This window comes from Flavobacterium sp. GW821-FHT12A05, assembly GCF_058807735.1.
In genome coordinates this window covers 805,437-831,496 of the sequence record NZ_JBXAQY010000001.1, presented here as the reverse complement: position 1 = coordinate 831,496, position 26,060 = coordinate 805,437, and the positions used below count along the sequence as shown (strand labels likewise).

Sequence of the window (26,060 nt, the reverse complement as noted above, 5' to 3'; positions counted from 1 at the left end):
TCATCTGTGTGCTATTAAATACAGCTTTACGTATCGTCGCTGCTAACTTAACAAGACAATAAGTATTATGAAACATAATTTATTCTACTTTTCTTTTTCCCTTCTGCTAATGCTTAATATAAACACAATTAATGCACAAAAAACAGCAGACCAAAAATGGTGGAAAGAAGCTGTATTTTATCAAATTTACATGCCTAGTTATGCTGACAGCAATGGCGACGGATACGGTGATTTTAAAGGAATGACTCAAAAGTTAGATTATCTAAAAGAACTTGGTATAAAAGGTATTTGGCTCACTCCTTTTCTTACTTCACCAAAAGTAGATAACGGTTATGATGTTGCCAATTATTACGAAGTAGATCCAACTTACGGCACCAAAGCCGACTTTGACACTTTTTTAAACGAAGCGCATAAAAGAGAGATAAAAGTGATTATCGATATGGTTTTTAATCATACTTCTACTGATTCTAAATGGTTTCAGGAATCTAGAAAATCAAAAGACAATCCGTATCGTGATTATTACATCTGGAAAGATAAACCCAACAATTGGGAATCGTTTTTTGGCGGAACAGCTTGGGAAAAAGATACTTTAACCAATCAATATTACTATCATAAATTTGATAAAAGAATGGCCGATTTGAATTGGTCGAATCCAAAAGTAGTATCAGAAATTCAGAATGTATTGCGCTTTTGGCTGGATGCCGGTGTAGATGGTTTCCGATTAGATGTAATTAACTTTCTGACTACAAACGGAATCACAGAAGATAATCCGATGAAAAACGGAAAACAAGATCACATAAATGATATTGATCAGGAAGGTGTAAAAAATGCCATGCGTATTATAAAATCTACGGTAAGCGAATATGAAAATCGCTTTATTGTAGGAGAAATTGGAAGCGATAAAATCGAAGTCCTAAAACAATACCAATCGCAGGATTTATTAGATGTTGTTTTTAATTTCAACTTCGGAAGTATAAAAGAATTTTCGGCTCAGCAAATTTTTGATGAATTGCAAAGCATGGAAAAAAACATGAGCAATTACCCTACTCTATTTTTCGGAAGCCATGATATGCCCAGAATGATCGACCGTTTAGCCGATGGAAATACAGACCGAGCTGTTGCATTAACTGCTTTGATATTAACCGCAAAAGGAGTTCCGTTTATTTATTATGGCGAAGAAATTGGAATACATAATATTATCGCCCTAAACATTGACGAAATGGTCGATATACAAGGAAGAACGCATTATAATTTGGCCATTGAAAAAGGCAAAAATGACACAGAAGCACTTCTTGAAGGAAACGAACATAATCGCGATAAATCACGCAGTCCGATGCAATGGAATTCAGATGCTTTTGCCGGATTTTCTAAAGAAAAAACCTGGATTAAAATCAATCCCGATTATAAAAAAAGAAATGTTGAGGTTCTTGAATCCCAAAAAAAATCTATTCTTAATCGTTATAAAAAATTGATCGCATTAAGAAACAAAGAAAAAGTTTTGCAATACGGAACCTATGAAAATCTGGAATTTGAAAAAGATCAAATCTCATTTACAAGATCTTTTGAAGGCGAAAAAATTACGGTTATAATCAACTTTGGTATAAAAAAAGAAATAACAATCCCAAATAGTGCTAAAATTTTAATGGGGAACAAATTGCTGAAATCAAACAGCTTTATTGTTTATAAGAATTAGTCTCATATAACAAACCCGACAGGTTTTAAAACCTGTCGGGTTTAATTAGAACTTAAAGTATTTTATTTAAAACTAGTTCACTTCATAAATAAAAGATTCCGAAGGCGCTATTTCAACTATAACAGTTCCTTCTCCATTCTTTACAACCAAAACATTCTTCTTATTCGAATACAATTGATCTGTAAGCACATATTCACCATCTTTTAAATCCCATTTTAAAATAACATCAGATGGAATTTTCAAATTAAACACACTTGTTTTTTCCGATGAGAAATTGGCAGCAATAATTAGTTTTTGATTTTCTGACCAGCGAACATAAGAATAAATCAATTCATCATAACCTTGATTATTTTGACGGTTAGCAGATTGAATTTCCTGATAACTTCCCATTAAAGCTGGGCTCTTTATCGAAAAATTCAGCAATCGTTTATAAAAATCACGTAATTGTTTCTCTGAATCAGATAATCTTCCGCCGTCGAACTTTCCGTCGTTCATCCAGCGTTGATGATTTGGAACACCTATATAATCAAAAATCGAAGTTCTGGAGCGCGTTCCAAAACCAGCATTTTCGTTTCCGGCCTCTCCTACTTCCTGCCCAAAATAAACCATTGTTGGCGAAGTGCTTAAAGTTGTCGAAACGACCATTAAAGGTTTTCCTCTTTCCGGTGATCCTGCAAATTCAGGCGAAGCCAAACGCTGTTCATCATGATTATCCAAGAAATGAAGCATGTGATGTTCAATATCGGCCATTCCTTTTTGAATGTCTGATAATCCATCCGGCGACGATTTTCCTCTAATAATATCTTTCAGTTTATCGTAGGTTTCTACTTTATCATACAAATAATCCATCTTTCCTAAACGAATATAATTGCGGTATTCATTTGGGTTATATACTTCTGCCAGTAAAAATGCATTCGGATTTTTCATTTTGATGGACGAGTTCATATAACTCCAAAATTCGTACGGAACCATTTCGGCCATATCGTAACGAAATCCGTCAACACCTTTTGCTGTCCAGTACAAAGCAATAGATTTAAACTTTTTCCAGGAATCCGGAACGTCTTTATCCTGCCAAAAAGCAAAATGTTCTGCATACGATTTTTGGTCAAAACCAACAGGAAGCTCAGGAAAATCTTTGGTTCCATCAGGTCGGACTCCATAATTTACTTTTACCGTTTCGTACCAATCGTTTTGATCCGGTTTTACTTTTCGGGAACCATTTCCGGTCCATTTTGCAGGATTTTCATCAAAAAAACCATCAATCATTGGATTTTTTTCTCCATTTAACGGAATATCTCCATCGGGAATTTCAAAATGAACCTTCGGAATATAATAGAAGTTATTATTTCTGTCATATTCAACATTTACATTATCATCGACACCAAAATCTTTTACACCTTCGGGATTATTTTTTCCTTCATATTTCCTTGCAATATGATTAGGAACAATATCAATAATGAGTTTCAAACCTGCATTATGTGTGCGTGCAATTAAATCTTCAAATTCCTGAAGTCTGTTAGCAGGATTTACAGCCAAATCCGGATTTACATTGTAATAATCCTTAACTGCATAGGGAGAACCTGCACGTCCTTTTACCACTTCGGGATCATCATTTGAAATTCCGTAAGCGGTATAATCACGAACCAAAGCATGATGAGATACGCCCGTATACCAAATATAGGTTACACCCAAATCTTTAATTTCATGAAGCGCTTTATCTGTAAAATCATTAAACTTCCCTACACCATTTTCTTCAATTGTTCCCCAAGGTTTATTGGTTGTGTTTTTATTTCCAAACAAACGGGTAAAAACCTGATAGACTACAACTTTTTGTTCTTTTGAATTTTCCTGCTTTACTTCACTCATTTTTAAATCTTTTGTTTTACAGCCCGAAAACAACATTGATACGGCCAATCCCGCAGCAACAAATTTACTTTTTATCATATTTTTTAATCTAACTTAACAAGATGGAAATGAAACTTTAATCTCAAAACCAATTCTTAAATTTAGTTTATTTTTTAAAACTCAGAAGAAACTAAGTCTGATTTGTTTTTTTATAAATTACAAATGGTGAACTACAACGTGAGAGTTCTTGTTTTTGTTGATAAATTACAAAGGTTCAAAGTGGCAAAGGTTCAGAGCGGCAAAGTTTTTTTACAAAACTTAAAATTTGAAAACCTTAAAAGTATTATCACTTTGATTTTTTGACTTTGAAGCTCCAACCCTATGTTAGACGCACTGCAGTGCGTCTCTACGATATACATTACGAATAAAATTCATTAACAGAAAAAGCTAATAAACCTTTGTTCCTTTGAACCTATGCAACTTTGAACCTAATAAAAAAACCTTTGTACCTAAAAACTATAATTTAATGCTAATAACAATCTAAGGTTATAACCTTTTTCATAAATTTGACAAAAATTTAATCACTTGAAGAAATCACTCTTTTTTATATTCTGCCTGCTTATTTTTAGTGTTCAATTCACTTTTGCGCAAGCATCAAAACCCGCTCCAAAACAAATTCACATAGAACATGCTGATAATTTTGAACGTAACGAACCTTTAGTTCCAGGAGCAGTACTTTTGAGCGGAAATGTAAAAGTAGATCACGACGGAATCGTACTTACCTGCAACAAGGCTTATATTTTTGAAGGAGAAAATTATCTTAAAGCCTTTGGAAATGTACAGTTAGTGCAAGGTGATACTTTATTTTTAAATAGTAAATATGCCGAATACAGTGGTAATTTAAAACAGGCTTTTGCGACTGGAGATGCTGTTATGACTTCTCCTGACGCTACTTTGCAAACAGACACTATTCATTTTGATCGTAATATTCAGCAGGCTTATTATAACACAAAAGGTACAATTGTAAACAAAGACAATACTTTAGTTAGTAAATCTGGAAGGTATTTTGCAACCGAAAAAAAGTTTCAATTCCTTACCGAAGTTACGATTACAAATCCAAAATATGTAATAAAATCCAATCACCTGGATTATTACAGTAACTCAGGACACACCTATTTACTTGGACCTTCGACTATTACCAGTAAAGCGAATTATATTTATACAGAACGGGGATTTTATGACACCAAGAAAAATCTCGCGCATTTTTTAAGGAAATCGTATATAAAATACGACGACAGGCGAATTGAAGGCGATAGTTTATTTTATAATCGGAATACCGAGTTTGCGTCGGCAACGCGAAATGTAAAAATCACCGATTCTATAAATAAAGGTATTGTAAAAGGACATTACGCCGAAATTTTCAAATTGAAAGATTCGATGTTTGTCACCAAAAGAGCCGTGGCTATTAATTTAGTCGAGAACGATTCGGTTTACATTCACGGAAAAAAATTAATGGTTACCGGAAAAGAAGGCGAACGAATTTTAAGAGCTTTTAATAACGTTCGTTTCTATAAAACAGACATGAGCGGTAAATGCGATTCGATACATTCAAACTCTAAAACGGCATTGACCAAATTAATTGGAAATCCGATTATTTGGAATGGCGAAAGTCAGATTACCGGAGACATAATGCATTTAATTGGCGACAATAACACCAAAAAACTAGATTCGTTAAAAGTCCTCAACAATACCTTTATAATTTCCAAGGATACCCTCGGAACGGGTTATAATCAGGTCAAGGGACTCAATTTATTTGGAAAGTTTAAAGAAGGAAAACTCCATGATGTAGACGTTATTAAAAATACCGAAGTCGTCTATTTTATGCGAAATGACGACAATCAACTCATCGGGATTAATAAAAATGTGAGCAGTAAAATCAATTTGATTCTTGAAAATAATCTAATTGAAACGATTACATTCTTCAATAAAGTCGACGGAGATATTTATCCCGAAGCCGATTTACCCGAAAATGCCCGTAAACTGCGAGGATTTGTCTGGCGCGGCGATGAAAGAATACGATCTAAAGACGATATTTTTTCTAAAGAAGATAATGAACTAAATGAAAAATTAATACAAGAAGGTAAAGACCAGGAAGCGAAAGACAAAAATGTACCGCTGAAAGTAAGGGAAGAAACTTTGAATTACGACAAAAAGAAACCGGCTGTTAAGCCCACTGCTAAGAAAGAAACGAAAGCTAAGAGCAAGTAGTTTTTAGTGTTCAGTCGCAGGGTTCAGTGTTCAGTCGCAGTCTCAGTTATAGTTTACAAGACTTTGCGATCTTAGCATTAAATACAAACTTAATTTTAAGCTTACAAACTTTGCGTAAATCTTTGCGATCTTTGCGGTAAAAATTAGTCACAGTTTTAAGTATTCAGTGTTCAGTCGCAGTTTACAGAACCTAACAAAAAACCTGAAATAAAAACCTCAGAACCTTAGTACCTTTGCCACTTTGAACCTTTAAAAAAATGAATCCAGATTTTATAAAATACCAGGCACAAACTTCTCCTTATCCTCTGGGAATGGAAGTTTCGCATGCCGTTGGTTCCTATATTTACGATACAAACGATAAAAAATATTTAGATTTTGTTGCCGGAGTTTCAGCTTGTACGCTTGGACATCAGCATCCCAGAGTCAACCAGGCTATAAAAGATCAGTTAGACAAATATTCGCATGTAATGGTTTACGGAGAATATTCTCAAAGTCCGGCCGTTCAATATTGCAAATTGATGGCTTCACTCCTGCCGGAATCATTAAACAAAACCTATTTAGTAAATTCAGGTACAGAGGCTATCGAAGGCGCCTTAAAACTAGCCAAAAGAGCAACAGGACGCAGTCAGCTTATTTCATGTCATAACGCCTATCACGGAAACACAATGGGGTCTATGAGTGTTATGGGATTTGAAGAGCGCAAGCAGGCTTTTAGACCTTTACTGCCAGATGTTGATTTTATTACCTTTAATAACGAAGCCGATTTAGAAAAAATAACAACCAGAACAGCGGCAATTCTTCTTGAAACCATTCAAGGCGGTGCCGGATTTATTCAACCGGAAAATAATTTTCTGCAAAAAGTCCGCAAGCGCTGCGATGAAGTTGGAGCGATGATGATTGTAGATGAAATCCAGCCCGGATTTGGAAGAACCGGAAAACTTTTTGGTTTTCAAAACTACGATGTTGTACCGGATATTGTCGTTATGGGAAAAGGTATGGGAGGCGGAATGCCTGTAGGAGCTTTTACAGCATCGGCAGAAAAAATGGATCTTTTAACCGAAAACCCAAAATTAGGACATATCACCACTTTTGGAGGACACCCTGTCATTGCGTCAGCTTGTTTGGCTACTTTGCAGGAATTAACTGAAACAAATTTAATGCAGGAAGCATTAGAGAAGGAAAAACTCTTTAGATCGCTTTTGGTACATCCTTTGATAAAAGAAGTTAGAGGAAAGGGATTAATGCTCGCTGCAATGACCGAAACAGCAGATATAACCAATGAGGTTATTTTAAATTGTCAGGACAAAGGATTAATATTATTCTGGCTGCTGTTTGAAGGATGCGCAATAAGAATAACACCGCCGTTAACCATTTCTGAAGAAGAAATAAAAGAAGGCTGTTCCATAATTTTAAACGTTATGGATGAAATATTAAAAAAAGAACAAGCTTAATTAATCTTTTAAATTTCAAAAGATTACAACTAAAAACAGCATATTAATTCTGTCTATATTGTTAATTAAATTGTTCAAAACAATTAATTTTCCTTCCCCACATCAATTATATGGTTGCCTAAATTTATAACAGGCTAATTTCAAATAAAACAAAGTATGCAATTAAGCAACGAAGAAGAAGATTATAACCTATCCTTATCAAAATTTGAGTCGATGTTAAAAACGAACAAAGTACTCTTTTTTGATTCTGAAGAATTCGAAGAAATCATTCTTCATTATTTAGATATAGGCAAGGCTAATTTAGCAAAAAAGGCCTTAAAACTTGCATTAGACCAACATCCAAAATCTACAGGCTTAAAATTAGTACAAGTAGAAATGCTGGTTTACGAAGACAAACTTGAAATCGCTGAGAAGCTTTTAAACGAGTTGTATGCAATTGAACCTAATAACGAGGAAATTTACATCCAGAAAGCCAATATTTGTTCTAAGAGAGATCAACACGAAAAAGCGGTAGAATTGCTTAAAATTGCCCTGCAATATACTGACGACTACGCTGACGTGTACAACTTGATTGGAATGGAATATCTTTTTATGGATAATCTCGAGCTCGCAAAAGAGAGCTTCATCAAATGTCTTGAAGAAGATTTAGAAGATCAGTCTGCCTTGTATAACGTAGTCTATTGTTTTGAATTTTTAGATCAAAACCAGGAAGCTATTGTTTATCTTAACGATTATATCAACAAAAACCCTTATAGTGAAATCGCCTGGCATCAGCTGGGACGTTTGCATTATGGCGTAAAAGAATATGAAAATGCCATTCGCGCTTTTGATTACGCTACTTTAATTGACGATGAATTTTTAGGTGCTTTTATGGAAAAAGCAAAAGCTTACGAGCGTCTTAAAAAATATCACGAAGCAATTGAAAGTTACAATCGTACAATCGAGTTAGACGACGCAACTTCGTATGCCTTATTGCGTATAGGAAAATGTTATGAAAAATTAGGAAATGCTGTAAAAGCACTTCAATATTACAACCAAACAGTACACGAAGATCCGCTTTTAGATAAAGGATGGATTGCCATTACCGATTTTCATGTTCGCCAGAAAAACTTCCAGAAAGCCTTATTTTTTGTCAATAAAGCATTAGCCATCGACAATCAAAATCGTATGTATTGGAAACGTTATGCAACGATCAACAAACAAATGAACTTTTTTGAAGAAGCTGAGTTTGGATACAGAAAAGCGGTAGAATTTGGAGATCATGCTTTAGATACTTGGTTGTTTTGGGTTGATATCCTTCAGTTTCTTGGAGAATTTGAAAGCGCAATTCAAACTTTATTACAGGCAACAGAATATTTTCCGGAAGAAAACGAAATTGAATATCGTTTAGCCGGGCTGTATTTTATGATTCAGGACAACACTAAGGCAAAATTCCATTTAAGTAATGGTTTGCGTTTAAACTTCGATAATTACATCTTAATCGAAGATTTATTCCCTGTAGTATGGACCAAAAAAACAGTTAGAAATTATATCGAAAAACACAGAAAATAATAATGATTGGAATTTTAAAAAGGCGTTTTGGCTTATTGGGCCGTAATATTAGTTACTCATTTTCAAAAGGTTATTTTACAGAGAAATTCAATAACGAAATTTTTGCAGGCAACAGCTACGAAAATTTTGATATTGCCGAAATTGATCACCTTACAGGATTACTGAAAAACAATCCGGATTTGAAAGGTTTAAATGTTACGATTCCCTACAAAGAACAAGTCATTCCTTTTTTAGATAAACTTTCCAGAAAAGCAGCTTTGATTGGTGCTGTAAACACGATTAAATTTACCAAAAACGGGAAATTAAAAGGATACAACACTGACTATTACGGCTTTAAAAAATCATTAAAACCATTACTGGAACCGCATCACAAAAAAGCGCTGATTCTGGGAACTGGCGGTGCGTCTAAAGGTGTCGCTTTTGCTCTTGATGAGCTGGATATTTTGTACACTTTTGTCTCGAGAGAAGCAAAAGAAAACATTATCGATTATAATTTAATCAACGCTACAACTTTTGATAATTTCCAAATTATAATAAACTGTACGCCAGTAGGAACAAGTCCTAATATCGAAGCTTGTCCGGATCTTCCGTATGAGTTTTTTACAGAAAAACATATCGCTTACGATTTGATTTATAATCCAGCCGAAACTCAATTCCTGAAAAATGCAAAAGAAAGAGGCGCTGTAATTAAAAACGGATACGATATGCTTATTTTTCAGGCAGAAAAAGCATGGAAAATCTGGAATAAATAAAAAACAAGCAAATTTAAAACACAAAGGTAATTTTCGTAAATTAGTCTACTCATTTGTAGATAGTTATGAAACAAAATCACCTGTTTTACTTAGTTAGCTGTCTGTGTGCGTTTTCTGTAAACGCGCAGGACACTATAGAGCAGGCTAAAAATCCGTATACAGAAGCGCGTTATCATTATTATCTCAAAACTATTCTGTTATTTAACGAATACTTAGATACCGATACAGGATCTTATAACACAACCCAACTCCGTTTTCTACACCCCATTGCCAATAAGGCCTGGAATTTAAGAGTTGACCTCCCTTTAATATCAACAAATACCAACTCAATCAATAAAACCGGAATTGGAGATATTGGTGCCGGCATCAGTTATATCCCCTATTTAAATCACAGCAAAGGAATTGCCTTTAGAGCACGAGTTATTTCAAACTCAGCTGCTGATCCCGCTCTTGGAACAGGAAAATGGGTTTTCGCACCTGCTATATTCTATGGTGCTTATTTTAACAAAAGAAAAATGCTTTGGATTGCTTCTTTAGAAAATCAATCGAGTTTTGCCGGATCTGATAACCGCAGCGATATTAATACCACGGCACTCGAAAACTATTTCATGTTTATTTTAGGAAAAAACTGGATCGCCGTAGATGCAGCCTTTCGATACAATGCAACAAATAAAGGTTTTCCTAATAATGCTTTTGTAGAATTTGGGCGAAAAATAACTAAAAACGACATGGCTTACATTCATCCGAGTGTGGCATTTGGAGGACATAAAACGTATAATTTTGGAATTGAAGTTGGAATGCTGATTCTGTTTTAATTTAGAAATAAACTTAAAAATCCCACTAAACTGGACATATTTAGTTGTCTTTTTTCTAAAATTATAGAAAATCGAGTTTTTTAGATCTTTCAAAGAATCAACAAAAAACACTATATCATAGTTATAAAACAAAGTAAAGAATAAGAATTTCATCGTAAAATACTGCATAAACAAACGATTTATTTTGTAGTTAGAAACACCTTTACTATCTTTCGCAATGTTTAAAGTAAAAACCTTATACATTTAAAAATGTTAGAAGAAAAGAATGATAACCTGCAAGAAGCAGACGGAAAATTAGAAATCGAAATTACTGATGCTGCACAAAATGATACTGTTGAAACAACAGATTCTGAAACTGTGACTGAAACTCCTGTTTTAGAAGCTGAAAAAGAAGCTGTAACAACAACTGAAGCTGCTGCTGAAAATGAAGCTGCAACAACAACCGAAGCTGAAGAAACAGATCATCAAGATGCATTAGACGCTATAACAAATTCTAATGCCGAGGAAAGTGAAGATGAGACGCTGAAAGAGCGTCATGATATTCCAATGAAAGATTATGATACTTTTTCTTTGGATGCACTTGTTGATGAGCTTAAAAAACTGGTTAATATAGACAAAGTAATGTCTGTAAAAGACCATATCGAAGAAATTAAAAAATCATTTTTACTGCAATACAATCATCTTATAGAGGAAAAAAGAGAAGAATTCAATGCTTCAAAAGAAGATCCTAATGAAGAATTTGAATACCACTCTCCTTTAAAATCTAAATTTGACGAATACTATAATGTTTTTAGAGAGAAAAGAAACGCTCATTTTAAACATTTACAAACCAATCTAAAGTCAAATTTAGAAAACAGACTTGCTATTGTTGAGGAATTAAAAGAACTTATAAATCCTCAGGAAAACATAAAAGATACGCTTAAACATTTTAATGATTTAAGAGAAAGATGGAAAAATGCCGGAGCAATTCCAAAAGACAAATACAATCACGTTTGGAATAACTACCATTTCCATGTAGAGAATTTTTATGATTATCTGCACTTAGATCGTGAAGCAAGAGATTTAGATTTTAAACACAATCTGGATCAAAAACAAAAAATTATCGCAAGAGTTGAAGAACTTGTAAACGAAAGCGATGTAAGCAAAGCTTTCCGCGAATTGCAAGATTTACACCGTCTTTGGAAAGAAGATATTGGTCCTGTTTCTAAAGAACACCGTGATTCTATCTGGAATAAATTTAGCGAACTGACTAAAAAAATACACGACAAGAGAGAAGTTTTATTCGAAAGCCAAAGAGCAAACGAACAACAAAATCTTGAAGTTAAAAAAGACATTATTGCTAAAATTGAAGTTTTAGGAACTGAAAAAGTAAATTCACATTCGCAATGGCTTATTCAGATCCAGAAAGTAGAAGAACTTAGAAATGAGTTTTTCGCTGCCGGAAAAGTTCCTACCGAAGTAAACGAAGAAACATGGGCTTCTTTTAAAACTGCCGTTAGAAACTTTAATGCTTTTAAAAACTCGTTTTATAAAGACATTAAAAAAGACCAAAACGACAACTTAAACAAGAAAATGGCTCTTGTTGCTAAAGCAAAAGAATTACAGGAAAGTACAGATTTTGGCGCTACTACTCCAATCATGAAACAAATTCAGGAAGAGTGGAAACAAATTGGCCACGTTCCTAAAAAATATTCAGATAAAATCTGGAAAGAATTTAAAGATGCCTGCAACCATTATTTTGATAAATTAAAAGAACACAAATCAGAAGAAAATGCTGATGAAGTTGGTGCTTTCGACAACAAAAAGGCGTACTTAGATATTTTAAGAGCTTATCAGTTAACAGGAGATCACAAAACTGATTTAGATGCTATAAAACAGCATATTGAAATCTGGAAAGGATATGGAAAAGTTCCTTTTTCAAGACGTCATATTGAAGGGAAATTCAATAAAATTTTAGATGCTCTTTTTGAAAAATTAAGTTTAAGCAAAAAAGAATCTGAAATGATGCGTTTCTCAAACAGAATTGATTCTTTGTCAGACAGTAACGATACTCGCAAACTAGATAATGAAAAGATTTTCATTATGCGCAAAATTGAAGAAGTTCAAAATGAAATTTTCCAATTAGAAAACAATATTCAGTTTTTTACGAATACCAAAAATGCTAAAAAAGAAAACTCAATAGTTCTTGAAGTTCGTAAAAACATCGCTGTTCACAAAGAAAGCCTGGAACTTTGGAAAGACAAATTGAAACAGTTGAGAAACTTAAATCAAGAATAATTTTCAGGTTAAGCGAAAGCAAAACCATTTAAATACAAAGACTGCAGTGAAGAAATTCATTGCAGTTTTTTTTTGTTTCATTTTCTCCTCATTTTTGTCATCCTGAGGAACGAAGGATCTTCGTTAGCAACTCGACATGCCGGATAAACTTTGTGTGAGTTTCTTGTGAAGATCCTTCGTTCCTCAGGATGACATACTTTGGCAATAGTATACCAATAAAGCTTTGCGAACTTTGCGTTTATCGACACAATCTAACTAAAAATCTTTGCGTGCTTTGCGATTAAATTCTCACCAACTTAAAAACCCTAAACTTAACATTACAATTAAATTTCATAAAACTATTCTGCAAAATATTGTTTATATTTGATAATAACGACTTATTGATAATCAAACAAATAACATTTTAATACTAATCTTAAATTACAAGAATATGAAATTTACAAGAAAAGCAAACGCCAACTGGAAAGGAACCGGCATGGAAGGAAAAGGAACAATCAGCACACAAAGCACCACTCTTGATAACGCGCAATTGTCTTTTAAAACCAGATTTGCTGATGGAGTTGGAACAAACCCTGAAGAATTAGTCGCAGCAGCTCATTCTGGCTGTTTTACGATGCAATTAAGCTTTTTGCTTAACGAAGGTGGTTTTACTGCAGATGATTTATCTACAGAAGCGACAGTTACTTTTGAGGACGGAACTATCACTTTAATTCATTTAGATTTAAAAGGAAAAGTACCTTCAATATCTGCAGAAGAATTTGAAAAAACAGCAGCGAAAGCAAAAGAGATCTGCCCAATTTCTAAACTCCTAAACACAACGATTACTTTATCTGCAACGTTAGTTTAGAAAAAATATCATTTTAGAGCATAAAAAAACCATCCCGTAAAAAACGGGATGGTTTTTTATTATAATTTCAATAATCTAATTATTGGTTCATTGTCGCTTTTAAAGCTTTAGCCTCAGCACTCATTTCTAATGCTTTGTAAACCCCTAATAATGTTTTAGCAACATCATCATTTTTAGGATCTAATTCGTTAGCTTTTTTAAGGTAAGGAATAACTCCTTTGAAAACACCTTCTCTTTGTGCTTTTAAAACATCGTAACGCTTCATATCTTTTGCAGAAGTACCCAATTTATTCATCTCGTCAATGATTGGTTTTTCAGCTTCTAATTTTAAAGCAGCAAGGTTAAGGTAAGCATTTGTATAGTTTGGATTAATTTCGATCGCTTTTAAGTAATATTTCTCAGCGTCTGCATTGTTTTTTGCATTAGCACTCAATACACCTAAATTGAAAACTAAATCAGCATTGTTTGGTTCTTTTTGTAAAGCCTCACCAACTAATTTTTTGTACGTTTCAAAATCTTTAGTCTCAAGATATAAGTTAGCCTCAGTAAGGATTAAAGAAGTATCATCCGGATTTGTTTTTCTAGCATCAGCAACCGCTTTCTTTGCATCTTCTGTACGTCCTTTTTGAACTAAGATTAAAGCTAAGTTTTTGTAGATTTCACCTCTTTTAGAAGGAATAGCTTCTGTTTTAGGTTTTTCGTGAGTTCCTAATTTTACAGCTAAATCTCTTTCTTTAGCGTTAGCAAAACTATCATCATTTCCGCTTGCTTTGTTTACAGCAGTGTACATAGTCCCTTTACCAGAATAGTTTAATTTTTTCAAGTCTTCGTACATTGGAAGAGCTAAATCAAAATCCTGAGCATTTACAGCTGTAGAAGCAGCATAGTACAAGTTGATTGTATCGTTTTTATCTAACAAATAAGCATCGTATAATTTTTTAGCACCTTCAACACTTTTGTTAGACTGAGTATCAGCAATTGCAGAGTTAATCAATTTACCTTTAATTTCAGTAATTGATGCCGCTGCCTGAGTTGAATATTTCAACTTTCCAGATGCTTTTTCAACTTCAATTAATTTTTTATAGCTTTCAGCAGCTGCAGATAAGTTTTTGCTTTCTTCAACTTTTTTGTTTGCAAGGTCTAGATAAGCATTTCCTTTTACAAAATAAAATTGTGCCTGTTCAACATCTTTAGCATTTGCTACCATGTTTTCAGCATCATTTAATATTGTAATTGCTCCCTGAGCATCACCGCTTTTTAATGCTTTTTCAGCACTTTTAATTTGATCTTTTTGAGCAAACGTAGCTACAGAGATCAGTAATGCTGACGCTAGTATTACATATTTACTTTTCATAGTGTTCAATTTGTATATTTAATTAATTTTTTGTGGTTAATTATTCTTCTGATTCTTCTTCTTCAGAATCATCTTCGTCTTCTAATTCTTCTTCAGAATCATCATCGTCATCATCTTCTACAACACCATCGTCTTCAAGAACTTCTAAATCTGGTTTAACTCTTTCGATAACCGATTCTACAACGTTTCCATCTTCGTCAACAATAACTTCTTCGGCATCGTCTTTCATTACTTTTGTAACGGCAGCGATAGAATCTTTTCCTTTTAAGTTAATCAGTCTAACACCTTGAGTGGCACGTCCCATAACACGTAAATCCTCAATTGCCATTCTAATTGTTAATCCAGATTTGTTGATAATCATTAAATCATCTGAATCTGTTACGGCATTAATCGAAATTAATTTTCCGGTTTTTTCCGTGATATTAAGAGTTTTAACCCCTTTACCTCCACGGTTTGTAATTCTGTACACATCTTCTCCATCGTCGTCAACTAATTTAGTACGTTTACCGTATCCGTTTTCAGTTACAACAAGAATTTGTGAATCGGCAACATCGTTTTTAGCAACAGTAACCATACCAATTACTTCATCCGTTTCATCTTTTAAAGTGATTCCACGAACTCCAGAAGCTGTTCTTCCCATCGGACGTGTTTTTGTTTCCTCAAAACGAACTAATTTACCAGACTTAACTGCCAGGATAATTTGGCTTTCTCCATCTGTTAATTTTGCTTCAAGTAACTCATCACCTTCTTTAATTGTAATTGCAGCAACTCCATTAGCACGAGGTTTAGAATATTTCTCTAAAGAAGTTTTCTTAACCTGTCCTTGTTTCGTTACCATTACAAGGTTATGACTGTTGATGTAATCTTTGTCTTTTAAGTCTTGTGTACAAATGAAAGCTTTTACTTTATCGTCGCTTTCAATGTTTACCAAGTTTTGAATCGCTCTTCCTTTTGCCGTTTTACTTCCTTCAGGAATTTCGTAAACACGCATCCAGAAACATTTTCCTTTTTGCGTAAAGAACATCATATATTGGTGGTTGGTCGCAACGAACATGTGCTCAAGGAAATCCTGATCTCTTGTTCCGGCGCTTTTTTGTCCAACTCCTCCTCTGTTTTGTGTTTTGTATTCTGTCAGGTTAGTACGTTTGATGTATCCTGCATGAGAAATTGTAATTACCACATTCTCATCGGCAATTAAATCCTCGATACTTACATCACCACCAGAATATTCAATAGTCGAACGACGAGCATCTCCATACTTTTCGCGGATTTCTTCAAGTTCTTCCTTAATTAAGTTAGTTCTTAAATTAACATCTGCTAATAATGCTTTTAAGTGCTCGATTAATTTCATTAATTCTTCGAACTCAGCTCTTAATTTATCCTGCTCCAGTCCTGTTAACTGACGTAAACGCATCTCAACAATAGCACGAGCCTGAATATCTGACAAATTGAATCTTTCGATTAATTTCTCACGAGCTTCTTCGGTATTTTTAGAACCTCTAATAATGGCAATTACTTCATCAATATTATCTGAAGCAATAATTAACCCTTCTAAAATATGCGCTCTTTCTTCTGCTTTACGTAACTCAAATTGAGTTCTACGTACTACAACATCATGACGGTGCTCAATAAAATAGTGAATCATATCTTTTAGATTCAGCATTTGAGGACGTCCTTTTACAAGTGCAATGTTATTTACACTAAAAGAAGATTGTAATGATGTGTACTTATATAAGGTATTTAATACTACGTTTGGTGTAGCATCACGTTTCAGGATATAAACGATACGCATACCGTTTCTATCAGACTCGTCGCGAATATTCGCAATACCTTCGATTTTTTTCTCGTTAACTAAATCAGCCGTACGTTTAATCATTTCGGCCTTGTTAACCTGATATGGAATCTCCGTAACAATAATACATTCTCTGCCGTCAACTTCTTCGAAGCCCACTTTTGCACGCATTACGATACGTCCTCTACCTGTTTTAAAAGCTTCACGAACACCTTCGTAACCATATATTACACCACCGGTTGGAAAATCCGGAGCTTTAATATGCGTCATTAATTCGTCAACTTCAATATCATTATTATCCAAGTACGCAAGGGTACCATTGATAACTTCGGTTAAATTGTGCGGCGGCATGTTTGTCGCCATACCTACTGCGATACCTGTAGCTCCGTTTACTAATAAGGTAGGAACTCTTGTTGGCATTACTTTAGGCTCATATAAGGTATCGTCAAAGTTAAGCTGGAAATCAACTGTTTCTTTTTCGATATCTGCCATAATATCTTCTGAGATTTTGCGCATTCTGGCCTCAGTATAACGCATTGCTGCCGGGCTGTCTCCATCGACAGAACCAAAGTTACCCTGACCATCAACTAATAAATAACGCATACTCCATTCCTGAGCCATACGAACCATTGCATCATAAACAGAGGTGTCACCATGCGGGTGATACTTACCCAAAACCTCCCCTACGATTCTTGCAGATTTTTTATGAGCAGATCTTGAAGTTACACCTAAATCATACATTCCGTAAAGAACTCTTCGATGTACTGGTTTCAAGCCATCTCTAACATCAGGAAGCGCTCTCGATACAATTACTGACATCGAATAATCGATGTAAGCTGATTTCATTTCATCTTCAATGTTAATAGGAATTAACTTTTCTCCTTCAGACATAAGTTGTTATGTTTAAATAATTATATTAGTTTCAAAGCGTGCCAAGATACGTTTTTTTAAAATTTTTTCAGCTATTTCCTTACACTTATTTAAATGATTTATTAACAACTTTATTTTAGGTTTTAGTTAATAAATTAAGCGTTTTTTAACGCTTTTATTGTTATTTTTTTTGTCAATTAGCTGACAGTAGTTCTCGATGGGTACGGTTTTTGTTTTTCAAACTGTAATTCACTAAATTTACAATACCAATTATATATTATGGATGATAATTTTTCACCAAGAGTAAAAGATGTTATTACATACAGTAAGGAAGAAGCCCTTCGTTTAGGACACGACTTTATTGGTACTGAGCATCTAATGCTGGGCATTTTAAGAGATGGTAACGGAAAAGCTATTCATATACTTAATAACCTAGCAGTCGATTTAGACCATTTACGCAGGAAGGTAGAAATACTGAGTCCAGCCAACCAGAGCGTTGAGGTAAATGCCGAAAAGAAAAACCTTCATCTTACCCGACAGGCCGAAAGGGCACTGAAGACCACTTTTCTTGAAGCTAAAGTATTTCAAAGTTCGTCGATTAGCACGGCTCATTTGCTTCTATGCATCCTACGAAACGAAAACGATCCAACAACCAAGCTGTTGAATAAACTAAAAATAGATTATGACATAGCTAAAGAACAATATTTAAACATGACGCCAAACGAAGAAGAATTCTTAGAAAACTTGCCAAGAAACGAATCGTACAATGACGATTCAGGACAAGATGACAGTCTAAAGGAAAGTAGTTTCAATAATCCAGCCAATAAGTCAAACAAAAAATCTAAAACTCCGGTTCTGGATAATTTTGGGAGAGATTTAACAGAAATGGCAGAAGAAGGAAAACTTGATCCTGTTGTAGGACGCGAAAAAGAAATTGAACGTGTCTCACAAATTTTAAGCCGAAGAAAAAAGAACAATCCGCTTCTTATTGGAGAACCTGGAGTTGGTAAATCTGCTATTGCAGAAGGACTTGCTTTACGTATCATTCAAAAGAAAGTATCACGTATTCTTTTTCACAAACGTGTTGTAACCCTTGATTTGGCAAGTTTAGTTGCCGGAACAAAATACAGAGGACAGTTTGAAGAAAGAATGAAAGCTGTAATGAATGAGTTAGAGAAAAATGACGATATCATTCTTTTCATTGACGAAATTCATACTATTGTGGGTGCTGGTGGAGCAACGGGTTCTCTTGACGCTTCAAACATGTTCAAACCTGCTTTAGCAAGAGGAGAAATCCAATGTATTGGTGCCACAACTCTTGACGAGTACAGACAATATATAGAAAAAGATGGAGCTCTTGAAAGACGTTTCCAAAAAGTAATTGTTGAACCAACTTCGGTTGAGGAAACAATCGCAATTTTGAACAACGTAAAAGACAAATACGAAGACCACCACAATGTAACCTATACTCAGGAAGCAATTGAAGCTTGTGTAAAATTAACAAACAGATATATGTCTGAGCGTTTCTTACCAGACAAAGCGATCGATGCAATGGACGAAGCCGGATCTCGTGTACACATTACTAATATTGATGTTCCTAAACAAATTTTAGATTTAGAGCGTCAGTTAGAAGAAGTTCGCGAAATGAAAAATATGGTTGTTAAAAAACAAAAATATGAAGAAGCAGCCAAACTTCGCGATGATGAAAAACGCATTGAAAAAGATCTAGCTTTAGCACAAGAACAATGGGAAGAAGATTCTAAAAACAACAGAATTGAAGTTACAGAAGATAATGTTGCCGATGTTGTTTCTATGATGACCGGAATTCCTGTAAACAGAATTGCACAAACAGAAAGCAACAAATTAGCACAATTACCTGAATTGATTCAGAATAAAGTAATTGGACAAAATGAAGCTGTTCTTAAAATTGCACGTTCTATTCAACGTAACAGAGCCGGACTTAAAGATCCTAATAAACCAATTGGTTCATTCATTTTCTTAGGTCAAACAGGAGTTGGTAAAACTCAATTAGCTAAAGTTTTAGCAAAAGAATTATTCGATTCTGAAGATGCGTTAGTTCGTATTGACATGAGCGAATACATGGAAAAATTTGCTATTTCTCGTTTAGTTGGAGCGCCTCCGGGATACGTAGGTTACGAAGAAGGAGGTCAATTGACTGAAAAAGTTCGTAGAAAACCTTACTGTGTTGTACTTTTAGATGAGATCGAAAAAGCGCATCCGGATGTGTTTAATATGATGCTGCAAGTTTTAGATGACGGATATTTAACAGATAGTTTAGGTCGCAAAATTGACTTCAAAAACACGATCATAATCATGACATCTAACGTTGGAGCACGTCAGTTAAAAGACTTCGGGCAAGGTGTAGGATTCGGAACTGCTGCAAAAGTGGCTCAAGCGGATGAAAACTCAAAAAGCATTATCGAAAATGCATTAAAAAAAACCTTTGCTCCTGAATTCTTAAACAGAATTGACGACGTAATCGTATTCAACAGTTTAGAAAAAGCCGATATCGATTTGATTATCGAAATCGAATTGAAAAAACTATATTCTCGTATTGCAGAGTTAGGTTACAAATTAAGTTTAACAGACAAAGCCAAAGCATTTATTGCCGACAAAGGTTTTGATAAGCAATTTGGAGCAAGACCTCTGAAAAGAGCAATTCAGAAATATGTTGAAGATTTGTTAGCCGAAGAAATCATCACTTCGAAAATACATTCAGGCGATGAAATCATGATGGATTTGAAAGAAGACTCACAAGAGCTTTCGGTAGAAATTCATAAAGCCGAAGAGCCGACAAATCAATAAATTAGTTAAAAATTATAACAAAAATAATTTACCCGTTACGTTTTCATAACATAACGGGTATTTTTTTTGGATAATTTACTACCTTTAGTAAAAGCAAATAGCTATTTTTGGATTTAAATTCTATAACAAAAAAACAAAGTATGCTTCAAAACAAAGTCATTTTAGGCAGCGAAGAATGGTGCTCATTTCCAGAACTTGGAATCCCGACAATCAAGGCTCGTGTCGATTCTGGTGCCAAAACTTCGGCAATGCACGCCATCAACATAGCTCCTTTTATAAAAAATGATGCCAATTGGGTAAAATTCGATATTAACCCAATTCAGAATAACATTAAAACCATTATTCATTGCGAAGCACCGCTGGTTGACAAACGAATTGTAAAAAGTTCGAGCGGTTACAGAGAACACCGTTACGTTATTCAAACCAGTTTAAAAATTGGCGATGCAAAATGGCCAATCGAAATGACATTAACCAATCGTGACTCGATGGGTTTTAGAATGCTTTTAGGCCGTGAAGCCATGAGCGGACGTGTACTAGTTGATCCGGAAGAAAAATATTTATTAGGACAACCTACAAGCGAAGCTTTAAAGGAATTATACCAAAACTCAGAAAAAGCAAGTTCTGGTTTACGTATCGGTCTTTTAGCCAGTAACCCGGAATTATACAGTAATAAAAGAATCATGGAAGCCGGCGAAATGCGAGGCCATGAAATGCATTTTTTGAACATCAAGGAATGTTACATGAAACTCGATGCCAAAACGCCTGAGATTCATTACAGAGGCGGAAAAATCTTAAATCAATTCGACGCCATTATTCCCCGAATAAGACCAAGCATCACTTTTTACGGTTGTGCCTTAACACGTCAGTTTGAAGCGTTAAAGGTTTTCGTTTTAAATTCGGCGACAGCCATAACACAATCGAGAGACAAACTATATTCGTTACAATTGCTTTTAAACAGCGGCATTGACATTCCAACAACTGGTTTTGCCAATTCTCCGCTAGATACAGACAATTTAATTAAGATGGTTGGAGGTTCACCCCTAATTGTCAAATTATTAGAAGGAACACAAGGAAAAGGGGTTGTTTTAGCCGAAACCAAAAAAGCTGCAGAAAGTGTTATCAATGCATTTAAAAGCTTAAATGCCAATATCTTAGTTCAGGAATTTATTAAAGAAGCAAACGGAAAAGACATTCGCTGTTTTGTAATCGACGGAAAAGTGGTTGCCGCCATTCAGCGTGAAGCAATGCCGGGCGAGTTCAGAGCCAATATTCACCTTGGCGGAACAGCATCTGTAATAAAAGTAACTGCCGAAGAAAAAAAGATCGCTATTAAAGCCGCAAAAGCAATGGATTTAAAAGTGGCCGGTGTTGATATTATTCGTTCTTCAAAAGGGCCGTTATTGCTTGAGGTAAACTCATCTCCTGGTCTTGAAGGAATCGAAGGCGCAACAAACAAAGATGTAGCTGGAGAAATGATTAAAGCAATCGAAAAGAATTTCAAATTGAGTTAAGTTCATTTAAACTTAATTACGCATCAATAATTTAGCAGCTTTGTCAAAGTTTAAACTTTGACAAAGCTTTTTTTAAATCTGAAAAAATTAAGAATCATGATTTTTCCTTATCTAGATATTATTTTAAGAAGTTTAGCTGTTTATTTTTTCATGACCATTGCCTTACGCGTCTTTGGAAAAAAAGAACTTTCGCAGCTCAATACCGCCGATATTATCCTGATTTTATTAATCAGTAACTCGGTTCAAAATGCTATGGTTGGACCAGACACGAGTCTTTCTGGCGGTTTAATTGCCGCTTTGGCTTTGTTTATCATCAATTACATCATCAAAAAACTTACTCATAAATACAAAGGCTTAAACGATTTATTATTAGAAAAACCCGAAGTATTAATTCACAACGGAACACTTGATTTTAAAGCTTTAAGCAAATTAGATATTTCTCACGAAGAATTAAAAGAAGCCGCACGCGAACATGGTTTAGAACATTTAACCGATGTAAAACTTGCCATGCTGGAAATTGACGGAACCATCAGTATAATTTCTGACGATAAAAAACACCTCAAACAAACGCATTATAAGCGCAAACACAATCATAAAAATCTTCAAAAATTTTAATTAAGAAAAATTCTTTATTTCCTAAATGGAATTTTTGATTTTCCATAAAATGACAAAAGCAAGTCCTCATTTGCAAACTTGCCATCCAGATCATACTGCATAGGTGTTTTTACTAATAACGTACTAAAATTTCCTTCGACGTCAATGTAAATCTTTTTCATATAATATCTTTCGGAAGAAATCAGACAGCTCTCTATTGCAAATAACATTTTTTTTCGAGAAGCCTTTTGAATTCCTATCATATCTGTAACCTTAGCAATAACTAAAATAGTATCATTTCTTTCTACCGTATAATATTTTAGTTTATTCATATCTATTCCTTTTAAAGATCTGCTGACAGATTCCTTTATAAAACAGGAAATTCTATCTGATTCCTCACTTGGATTACTGGCAACTTTTTTTTGATCAACTTTCAAGCGAATTCTTCGTATATCATCATTTTTTCCGCAAGAAAAAAGTAAAAAAGATACAGCTAAGAGAAAAAAACGGATAAGTTTATTATTAGTGAAGATGTGCATCAAGTGGAACTGTCAGTTATAAAACCCATTTCTCTTTATACTTTCGAAAATGAATTTAAATGGTGAGTAATTCGGTAAATATCAATTTATAAAATAGTAAGAACACCCCTTAAAGGTCAAAAAAATAGCACAAATAGACATTTTTTCCATTTATAAACCACCAATAAAAAAGCCGATTTCAAATGGAAATCGGCTTTTTAAATTCTCTTATTTATACTTCTCAAAATTGACCTTCTTTATCGTTTTATTGGTTAATCCAAAAGGCTTAAGACGATGATTAAGGTTTACTAATATATAATCCTGTTCTTTCGGAAATCTCTCCGCAATTCTCTTATAATGAATTAAAAGCTTTTCCTCTTCTACTCCATCCAAAGCCTGTAATGCAGAATGAATAACCCAATTAGAATCATCATTTAATCCCATAATAAAAGTATCGATATAATCTCTTTTATTTTCTAATTGTCCAAGCGAATAGTACAGCTGTCGTCTTATTTCATTATTTTCATTCAATGCAAATGGAAGAATAACAGCCCCATAATCCAGATTCATTTCTTGCAGCAGATAAGTACAAAATTGAAAGGTTTCTTCATCGTTTATTCTTTCCGTATTTTGTTTTATAAATTCCAGCCAGTCAGAACTTCTTTCTTTGGCATACCAAAATACAAATTGAAACACGCTCAAAATATCCTCTTTTACAAAATCAACCAAATAAGGATAAGCACGATCATAATCAAATTTCACAAGAATTTGAAGCAGTTTTTCCCTGATTTCCCCTTTACTCGATTTGTATTCTTTTTCCAGAACATCTAAACTCTGTGAATCTATTTTTTGCTTTCTTAAAATTCCTTTTAAGCATTCTAATTTTGTTTCTTCGTCTTCAACAGTAATAAATACATTCAAAATATGAATTACAGCTCCACCCAAAGTATAATAAAACAAATCCGTTTGTTCTGCCCCGCTTTCTGATGTAATTTCATCAAGCCAGCGTTCATACCAATCCAGAAAATTAGATTCAAAAGCAAAAAAAGGTTTCTGCCTGTCTAAATCAACATTCACAATTCGTCCTTTATATTCTCCGCTTAAAACAAGCCCATAATAATATGTACAACCCTGACTGCTGATTGGTAAAATTCCGCTGTATATTTTTCCTAATTCGGTTTCAAAATCCTCGTTAGAAATATCATCATCTTCCTCAATCTTTTTAGTCAGTTCTTTCCAAAATTCGTCACTCAATCCTGGATATAAAATACAACCTTCTTTTAAATATTTTTCAGGATTACTATAAACAAATTCATCAACATTTTCACCAAAAGGAAATATTCCGTAACACGGTCCTGCAGCGGAGTTCTCATACGATATGCCGCCGTTTCCAATATGCATTAAGAACGCTTTATAACTCTCCGGAAGAGAAACATTAAAATCGTTCTCAAACTTCAAAATAACATCATTACTTATTGTTTTTCCTAAAATATATTGATGGCTCTCGGCACCAAAAACTTTAAAATCTTTGTCAATGTCTTTTGCTAAAATCAGCTTCTTCTTTATTCGCTCTATTTGGCTTAAAGTTTTTTGATTGATCATAAACGGCATTTAAATTGACATCAAATATATCACTTTATAATGGTTGAAAAAGAGATTTAAGCAAACAAAAAAGCCGATTTCAAATTGAAATCGGCTTTAAAATATATCTACAAATGTGATTTTATATCTCACATTTACATAATCATTTTATTATATAAATACACTTAGAATAAAATAAACCAAACCTGCTAATAAAGCCGAAATTGGAATAGTTAAAACCCAAGCCCAGATTAAACTTACTGTAACTCCCCAGCGAACTGCAGATACACGTTTTGTTAATCCAACACCAATAATCGATCCTGTAATCGTGTGCGTTGTACTTACCGGAATTTTTAAGTGCTCTGTAAAATAAAGCGTTAAAGCTCCCGCAGTTTCGGCAGCAACACCTTCAAACGAACTTACTTTAGTAATTTTAGAACCCATTGTTTTCACAATTTTCCATCCACCACTCAAAGTTCCTGCTGCAATTGCAGAATAACACGCTAACGGAATCCATCCCGGCATTATTCCTTTTATTCCTAAATCATCATTAGGCAATACAACATCTAACCAGGCATCCATGTGAACTCCAGGGTTTGTATTGATATAAACCGCTACAGCTGCAGCAATAATACCCATTACTTTTTGAGAGTCGTTTCCTCCGTGACCTAAACTAAAAGCAGCAGAAGATAATAATTGCATTTTTTTCAAAGCAGCATCGGCCTGATGAAGATTTAAACTGCTAAATATCAAACAAAATGTACTTACGGTTAAGATGATAAAGGCAACTAAAAACCATTTAATATTATGCGAATCAAAAATTACGCTCCAAAAATGAGAATCAAAACGAGGTTTTCCATGCTCTACAATTTCTTCATAAGAAACCATTTGAACATATACAAACCAAATAGTGACAAGCATTAAAACTATAGTAAATATTTTTGGACCAATACTTTTACGAGAAGCATTTAATAACCAAATCGAAATTAAATACGAAGCCAAAGCTCCTAATAAAGGTGCTAAAACGATAAACGCAATAATAATAAGAACCCCAGACGGCATGCCGCCATCTTTTCCGGCCTTATACCAGCTTACAATTTCGTACCAATAATGTGTTGCACCGTCTTCTCCAACATAACCAGAAAAACCATGAACTGCAATAGCGTGCGCTACGGCTGCTCCTGCAAAACCTCCAATTAATGTATGCGAAGAACTTGAAGGAATTCCTAACCACCAAGTCAATAAATTCCAGCAGATTGCAGCAATTACTCCGGCGAGAATTACAACCAGGTTAATTTCCATTGTGTGCGCTGTTTTAGCAACAGTATCTGCAACACCAAATCCGAAAACCCAATAAGCTAAAAAATTAAAAAATGCTGCCCAAAGAACGGCCTGAAAAGGCGTTAGAACCTTTGTTGCAACAACAGTCGCTATAGCATTTGCCGCATCATGAAAACCATTGATGTAATCAAAAATTAAGGCTAATACTATAATTAATATAAGTAGCGTCATAAA

The 26,060-nt window shown here is 34.3% G+C and carries 17 protein-coding genes; 11 read left to right on the top strand and 6 right to left on the bottom strand.

What is annotated here, in order from left to right:
* Nucleotides 1-109 precede the first annotated feature (109 nt).
* Nucleotides 110-1,693, top strand: a complete 1,584-nt coding sequence (locus tag AC1RRQ_RS03355) for an alpha-glucosidase (protein ID WP_493021420.1) — start codon at nucleotides 110-112, stop codon at nucleotides 1,691-1,693.
* A gap of 72 nt (nucleotides 1,694-1,765) precedes the next feature.
* Here AC1RRQ_RS03355 and AC1RRQ_RS03350 read toward each other — a convergent pair whose 3' ends face one another.
* Nucleotides 1,766-3,637 carry an alpha-amylase family glycosyl hydrolase gene (locus AC1RRQ_RS03350; RefSeq protein WP_493021418.1) on the bottom strand — a complete coding sequence of 624 codons (1,872 nt, stop codon included), beginning with the start codon at nucleotides 3,635-3,637 and terminating at the stop codon, nucleotides 1,766-1,768.
* A gap of 486 nt (nucleotides 3,638-4,123) precedes the next feature.
* Here AC1RRQ_RS03350 and AC1RRQ_RS03345 point away from each other — a divergent pair, with 486 nt between their 5' ends.
* From AC1RRQ_RS03345 to AC1RRQ_RS03315, 7 genes are all read left to right on the top strand, one after another.
* Nucleotides 4,124-5,806, top strand: a complete 1,683-nt coding sequence (locus AC1RRQ_RS03345) for an OstA-like protein (RefSeq protein WP_493021416.1) — start codon at nucleotides 4,124-4,126, stop codon at nucleotides 5,804-5,806.
* Between the two features lie 257 nt (nucleotides 5,807-6,063).
* On the top strand, nucleotides 6,064-7,257 hold the full coding sequence (locus AC1RRQ_RS03340; RefSeq protein WP_493021414.1) for an aspartate aminotransferase family protein: 1,194 nt from the start codon (nucleotides 6,064-6,066) through the stop codon (nucleotides 7,255-7,257).
* Between the two features lie 156 nt (nucleotides 7,258-7,413).
* Nucleotides 7,414-8,808 carry a tetratricopeptide repeat protein gene (locus AC1RRQ_RS03335; protein WP_493021413.1) on the top strand — a complete coding sequence of 465 codons (1,395 nt, stop codon included), beginning with the start codon at nucleotides 7,414-7,416 and terminating at the stop codon, nucleotides 8,806-8,808.
* Nucleotides 8,809-8,810: 2 nt separating this feature from the next.
* A complete protein-coding gene (locus AC1RRQ_RS03330; RefSeq protein WP_493021411.1) occupies nucleotides 8,811-9,560 on the top strand; it encodes a shikimate dehydrogenase family protein in 750 nt (249 codons plus the stop codon).
* Between the two features lie 65 nt (nucleotides 9,561-9,625).
* Nucleotides 9,626-10,375 carry a lipid A phosphoethanolamine transferase gene (locus tag AC1RRQ_RS03325; RefSeq protein ID WP_493021409.1) on the top strand — a complete coding sequence of 250 codons (750 nt, stop codon included), beginning with the start codon at nucleotides 9,626-9,628 and terminating at the stop codon, nucleotides 10,373-10,375.
* Nucleotides 10,376-10,624: 249 nt separating this feature from the next.
* On the top strand, nucleotides 10,625-12,652 hold the full coding sequence (locus tag AC1RRQ_RS03320; protein WP_493021407.1) for a DUF349 domain-containing protein: 2,028 nt from the start codon (nucleotides 10,625-10,627) through the stop codon (nucleotides 12,650-12,652).
* 430 nt (nucleotides 12,653-13,082) lie between these two features.
* Nucleotides 13,083-13,499 carry an OsmC family protein gene (locus tag AC1RRQ_RS03315; RefSeq protein WP_493021405.1) on the top strand — a complete coding sequence of 139 codons (417 nt, stop codon included), beginning with the start codon at nucleotides 13,083-13,085 and terminating at the stop codon, nucleotides 13,497-13,499.
* A gap of 79 nt (nucleotides 13,500-13,578) precedes the next feature.
* On the opposite strand, the gene AC1RRQ_RS03310 is transcribed toward AC1RRQ_RS03315, so the two are convergent.
* On the bottom strand, nucleotides 13,579-14,853 hold the full coding sequence (locus AC1RRQ_RS03310) for a tetratricopeptide repeat protein (RefSeq protein ID WP_493021403.1): 1,275 nt from the start codon (nucleotides 14,851-14,853) through the stop codon (nucleotides 13,579-13,581).
* A gap of 40 nt (nucleotides 14,854-14,893) precedes the next feature.
* On the bottom strand, nucleotides 14,894-17,536 hold the full coding sequence (gene gyrA / locus AC1RRQ_RS03305; protein ID WP_493021401.1) for a DNA gyrase subunit A: 2,643 nt from the start codon (nucleotides 17,534-17,536) through the stop codon (nucleotides 14,894-14,896).
* A gap of 258 nt (nucleotides 17,537-17,794) precedes the next feature.
* On the opposite strand from gyrA, the gene AC1RRQ_RS03300 reads away from it, so the two are divergent.
* The 3 genes from AC1RRQ_RS03300 to AC1RRQ_RS03290 all read left to right on the top strand — a co-directional run bounded on the left by AC1RRQ_RS03300 (nucleotide 17,795) and on the right by AC1RRQ_RS03290 (nucleotide 22,467).
* Nucleotides 17,795-20,341: an ATP-dependent Clp protease ATP-binding subunit gene (locus tag AC1RRQ_RS03300; protein ID WP_493021399.1), complete on the top strand. Its 2,547-nt coding sequence runs from the start codon at nucleotides 17,795-17,797 to the stop codon at nucleotides 20,339-20,341.
* A 140-nt stretch (nucleotides 20,342-20,481) separates the two neighbouring features.
* Entirely contained in the window at nucleotides 20,482-21,852 is a 1,371-nt protein-coding gene (gene rimK, locus AC1RRQ_RS03295; protein ID WP_493021397.1) for a 30S ribosomal protein S6--L-glutamate ligase, read from the top strand.
* 96 nt (nucleotides 21,853-21,948) lie between these two features.
* Complete coding sequence (locus tag AC1RRQ_RS03290) at nucleotides 21,949-22,467, top strand: DUF421 domain-containing protein (protein ID WP_493021395.1); 519 nt, start codon at nucleotides 21,949-21,951, stop codon at nucleotides 22,465-22,467.
* Nucleotides 22,468-22,481: 14 nt separating this feature from the next.
* Here the strand turns inward: AC1RRQ_RS03290 and AC1RRQ_RS03285 are convergent, their stop codons facing one another.
* From AC1RRQ_RS03285 to AC1RRQ_RS03275, 3 genes are all read right to left on the bottom strand, one after another.
* A complete protein-coding gene (locus AC1RRQ_RS03285) occupies nucleotides 22,482-22,985 on the bottom strand; it encodes a hypothetical protein (protein ID WP_493021393.1) in 504 nt (167 codons plus the stop codon).
* A gap of 207 nt (nucleotides 22,986-23,192) precedes the next feature.
* Nucleotides 23,193-24,566 carry an SMI1/KNR4 family protein gene (locus AC1RRQ_RS03280; RefSeq protein ID WP_493021391.1) on the bottom strand — a complete coding sequence of 458 codons (1,374 nt, stop codon included), beginning with the start codon at nucleotides 24,564-24,566 and terminating at the stop codon, nucleotides 23,193-23,195.
* A 150-nt stretch (nucleotides 24,567-24,716) separates the two neighbouring features.
* The gene (locus AC1RRQ_RS03275; RefSeq protein WP_493021389.1) at nucleotides 24,717-26,057 is read right to left on the bottom strand and encodes an inorganic phosphate transporter; all 1,341 of its coding nucleotides are present in this window, start codon (nucleotides 26,055-26,057) and stop codon (nucleotides 24,717-24,719) included.
* Nucleotides 26,058-26,060 lie beyond the last annotated feature (3 nt).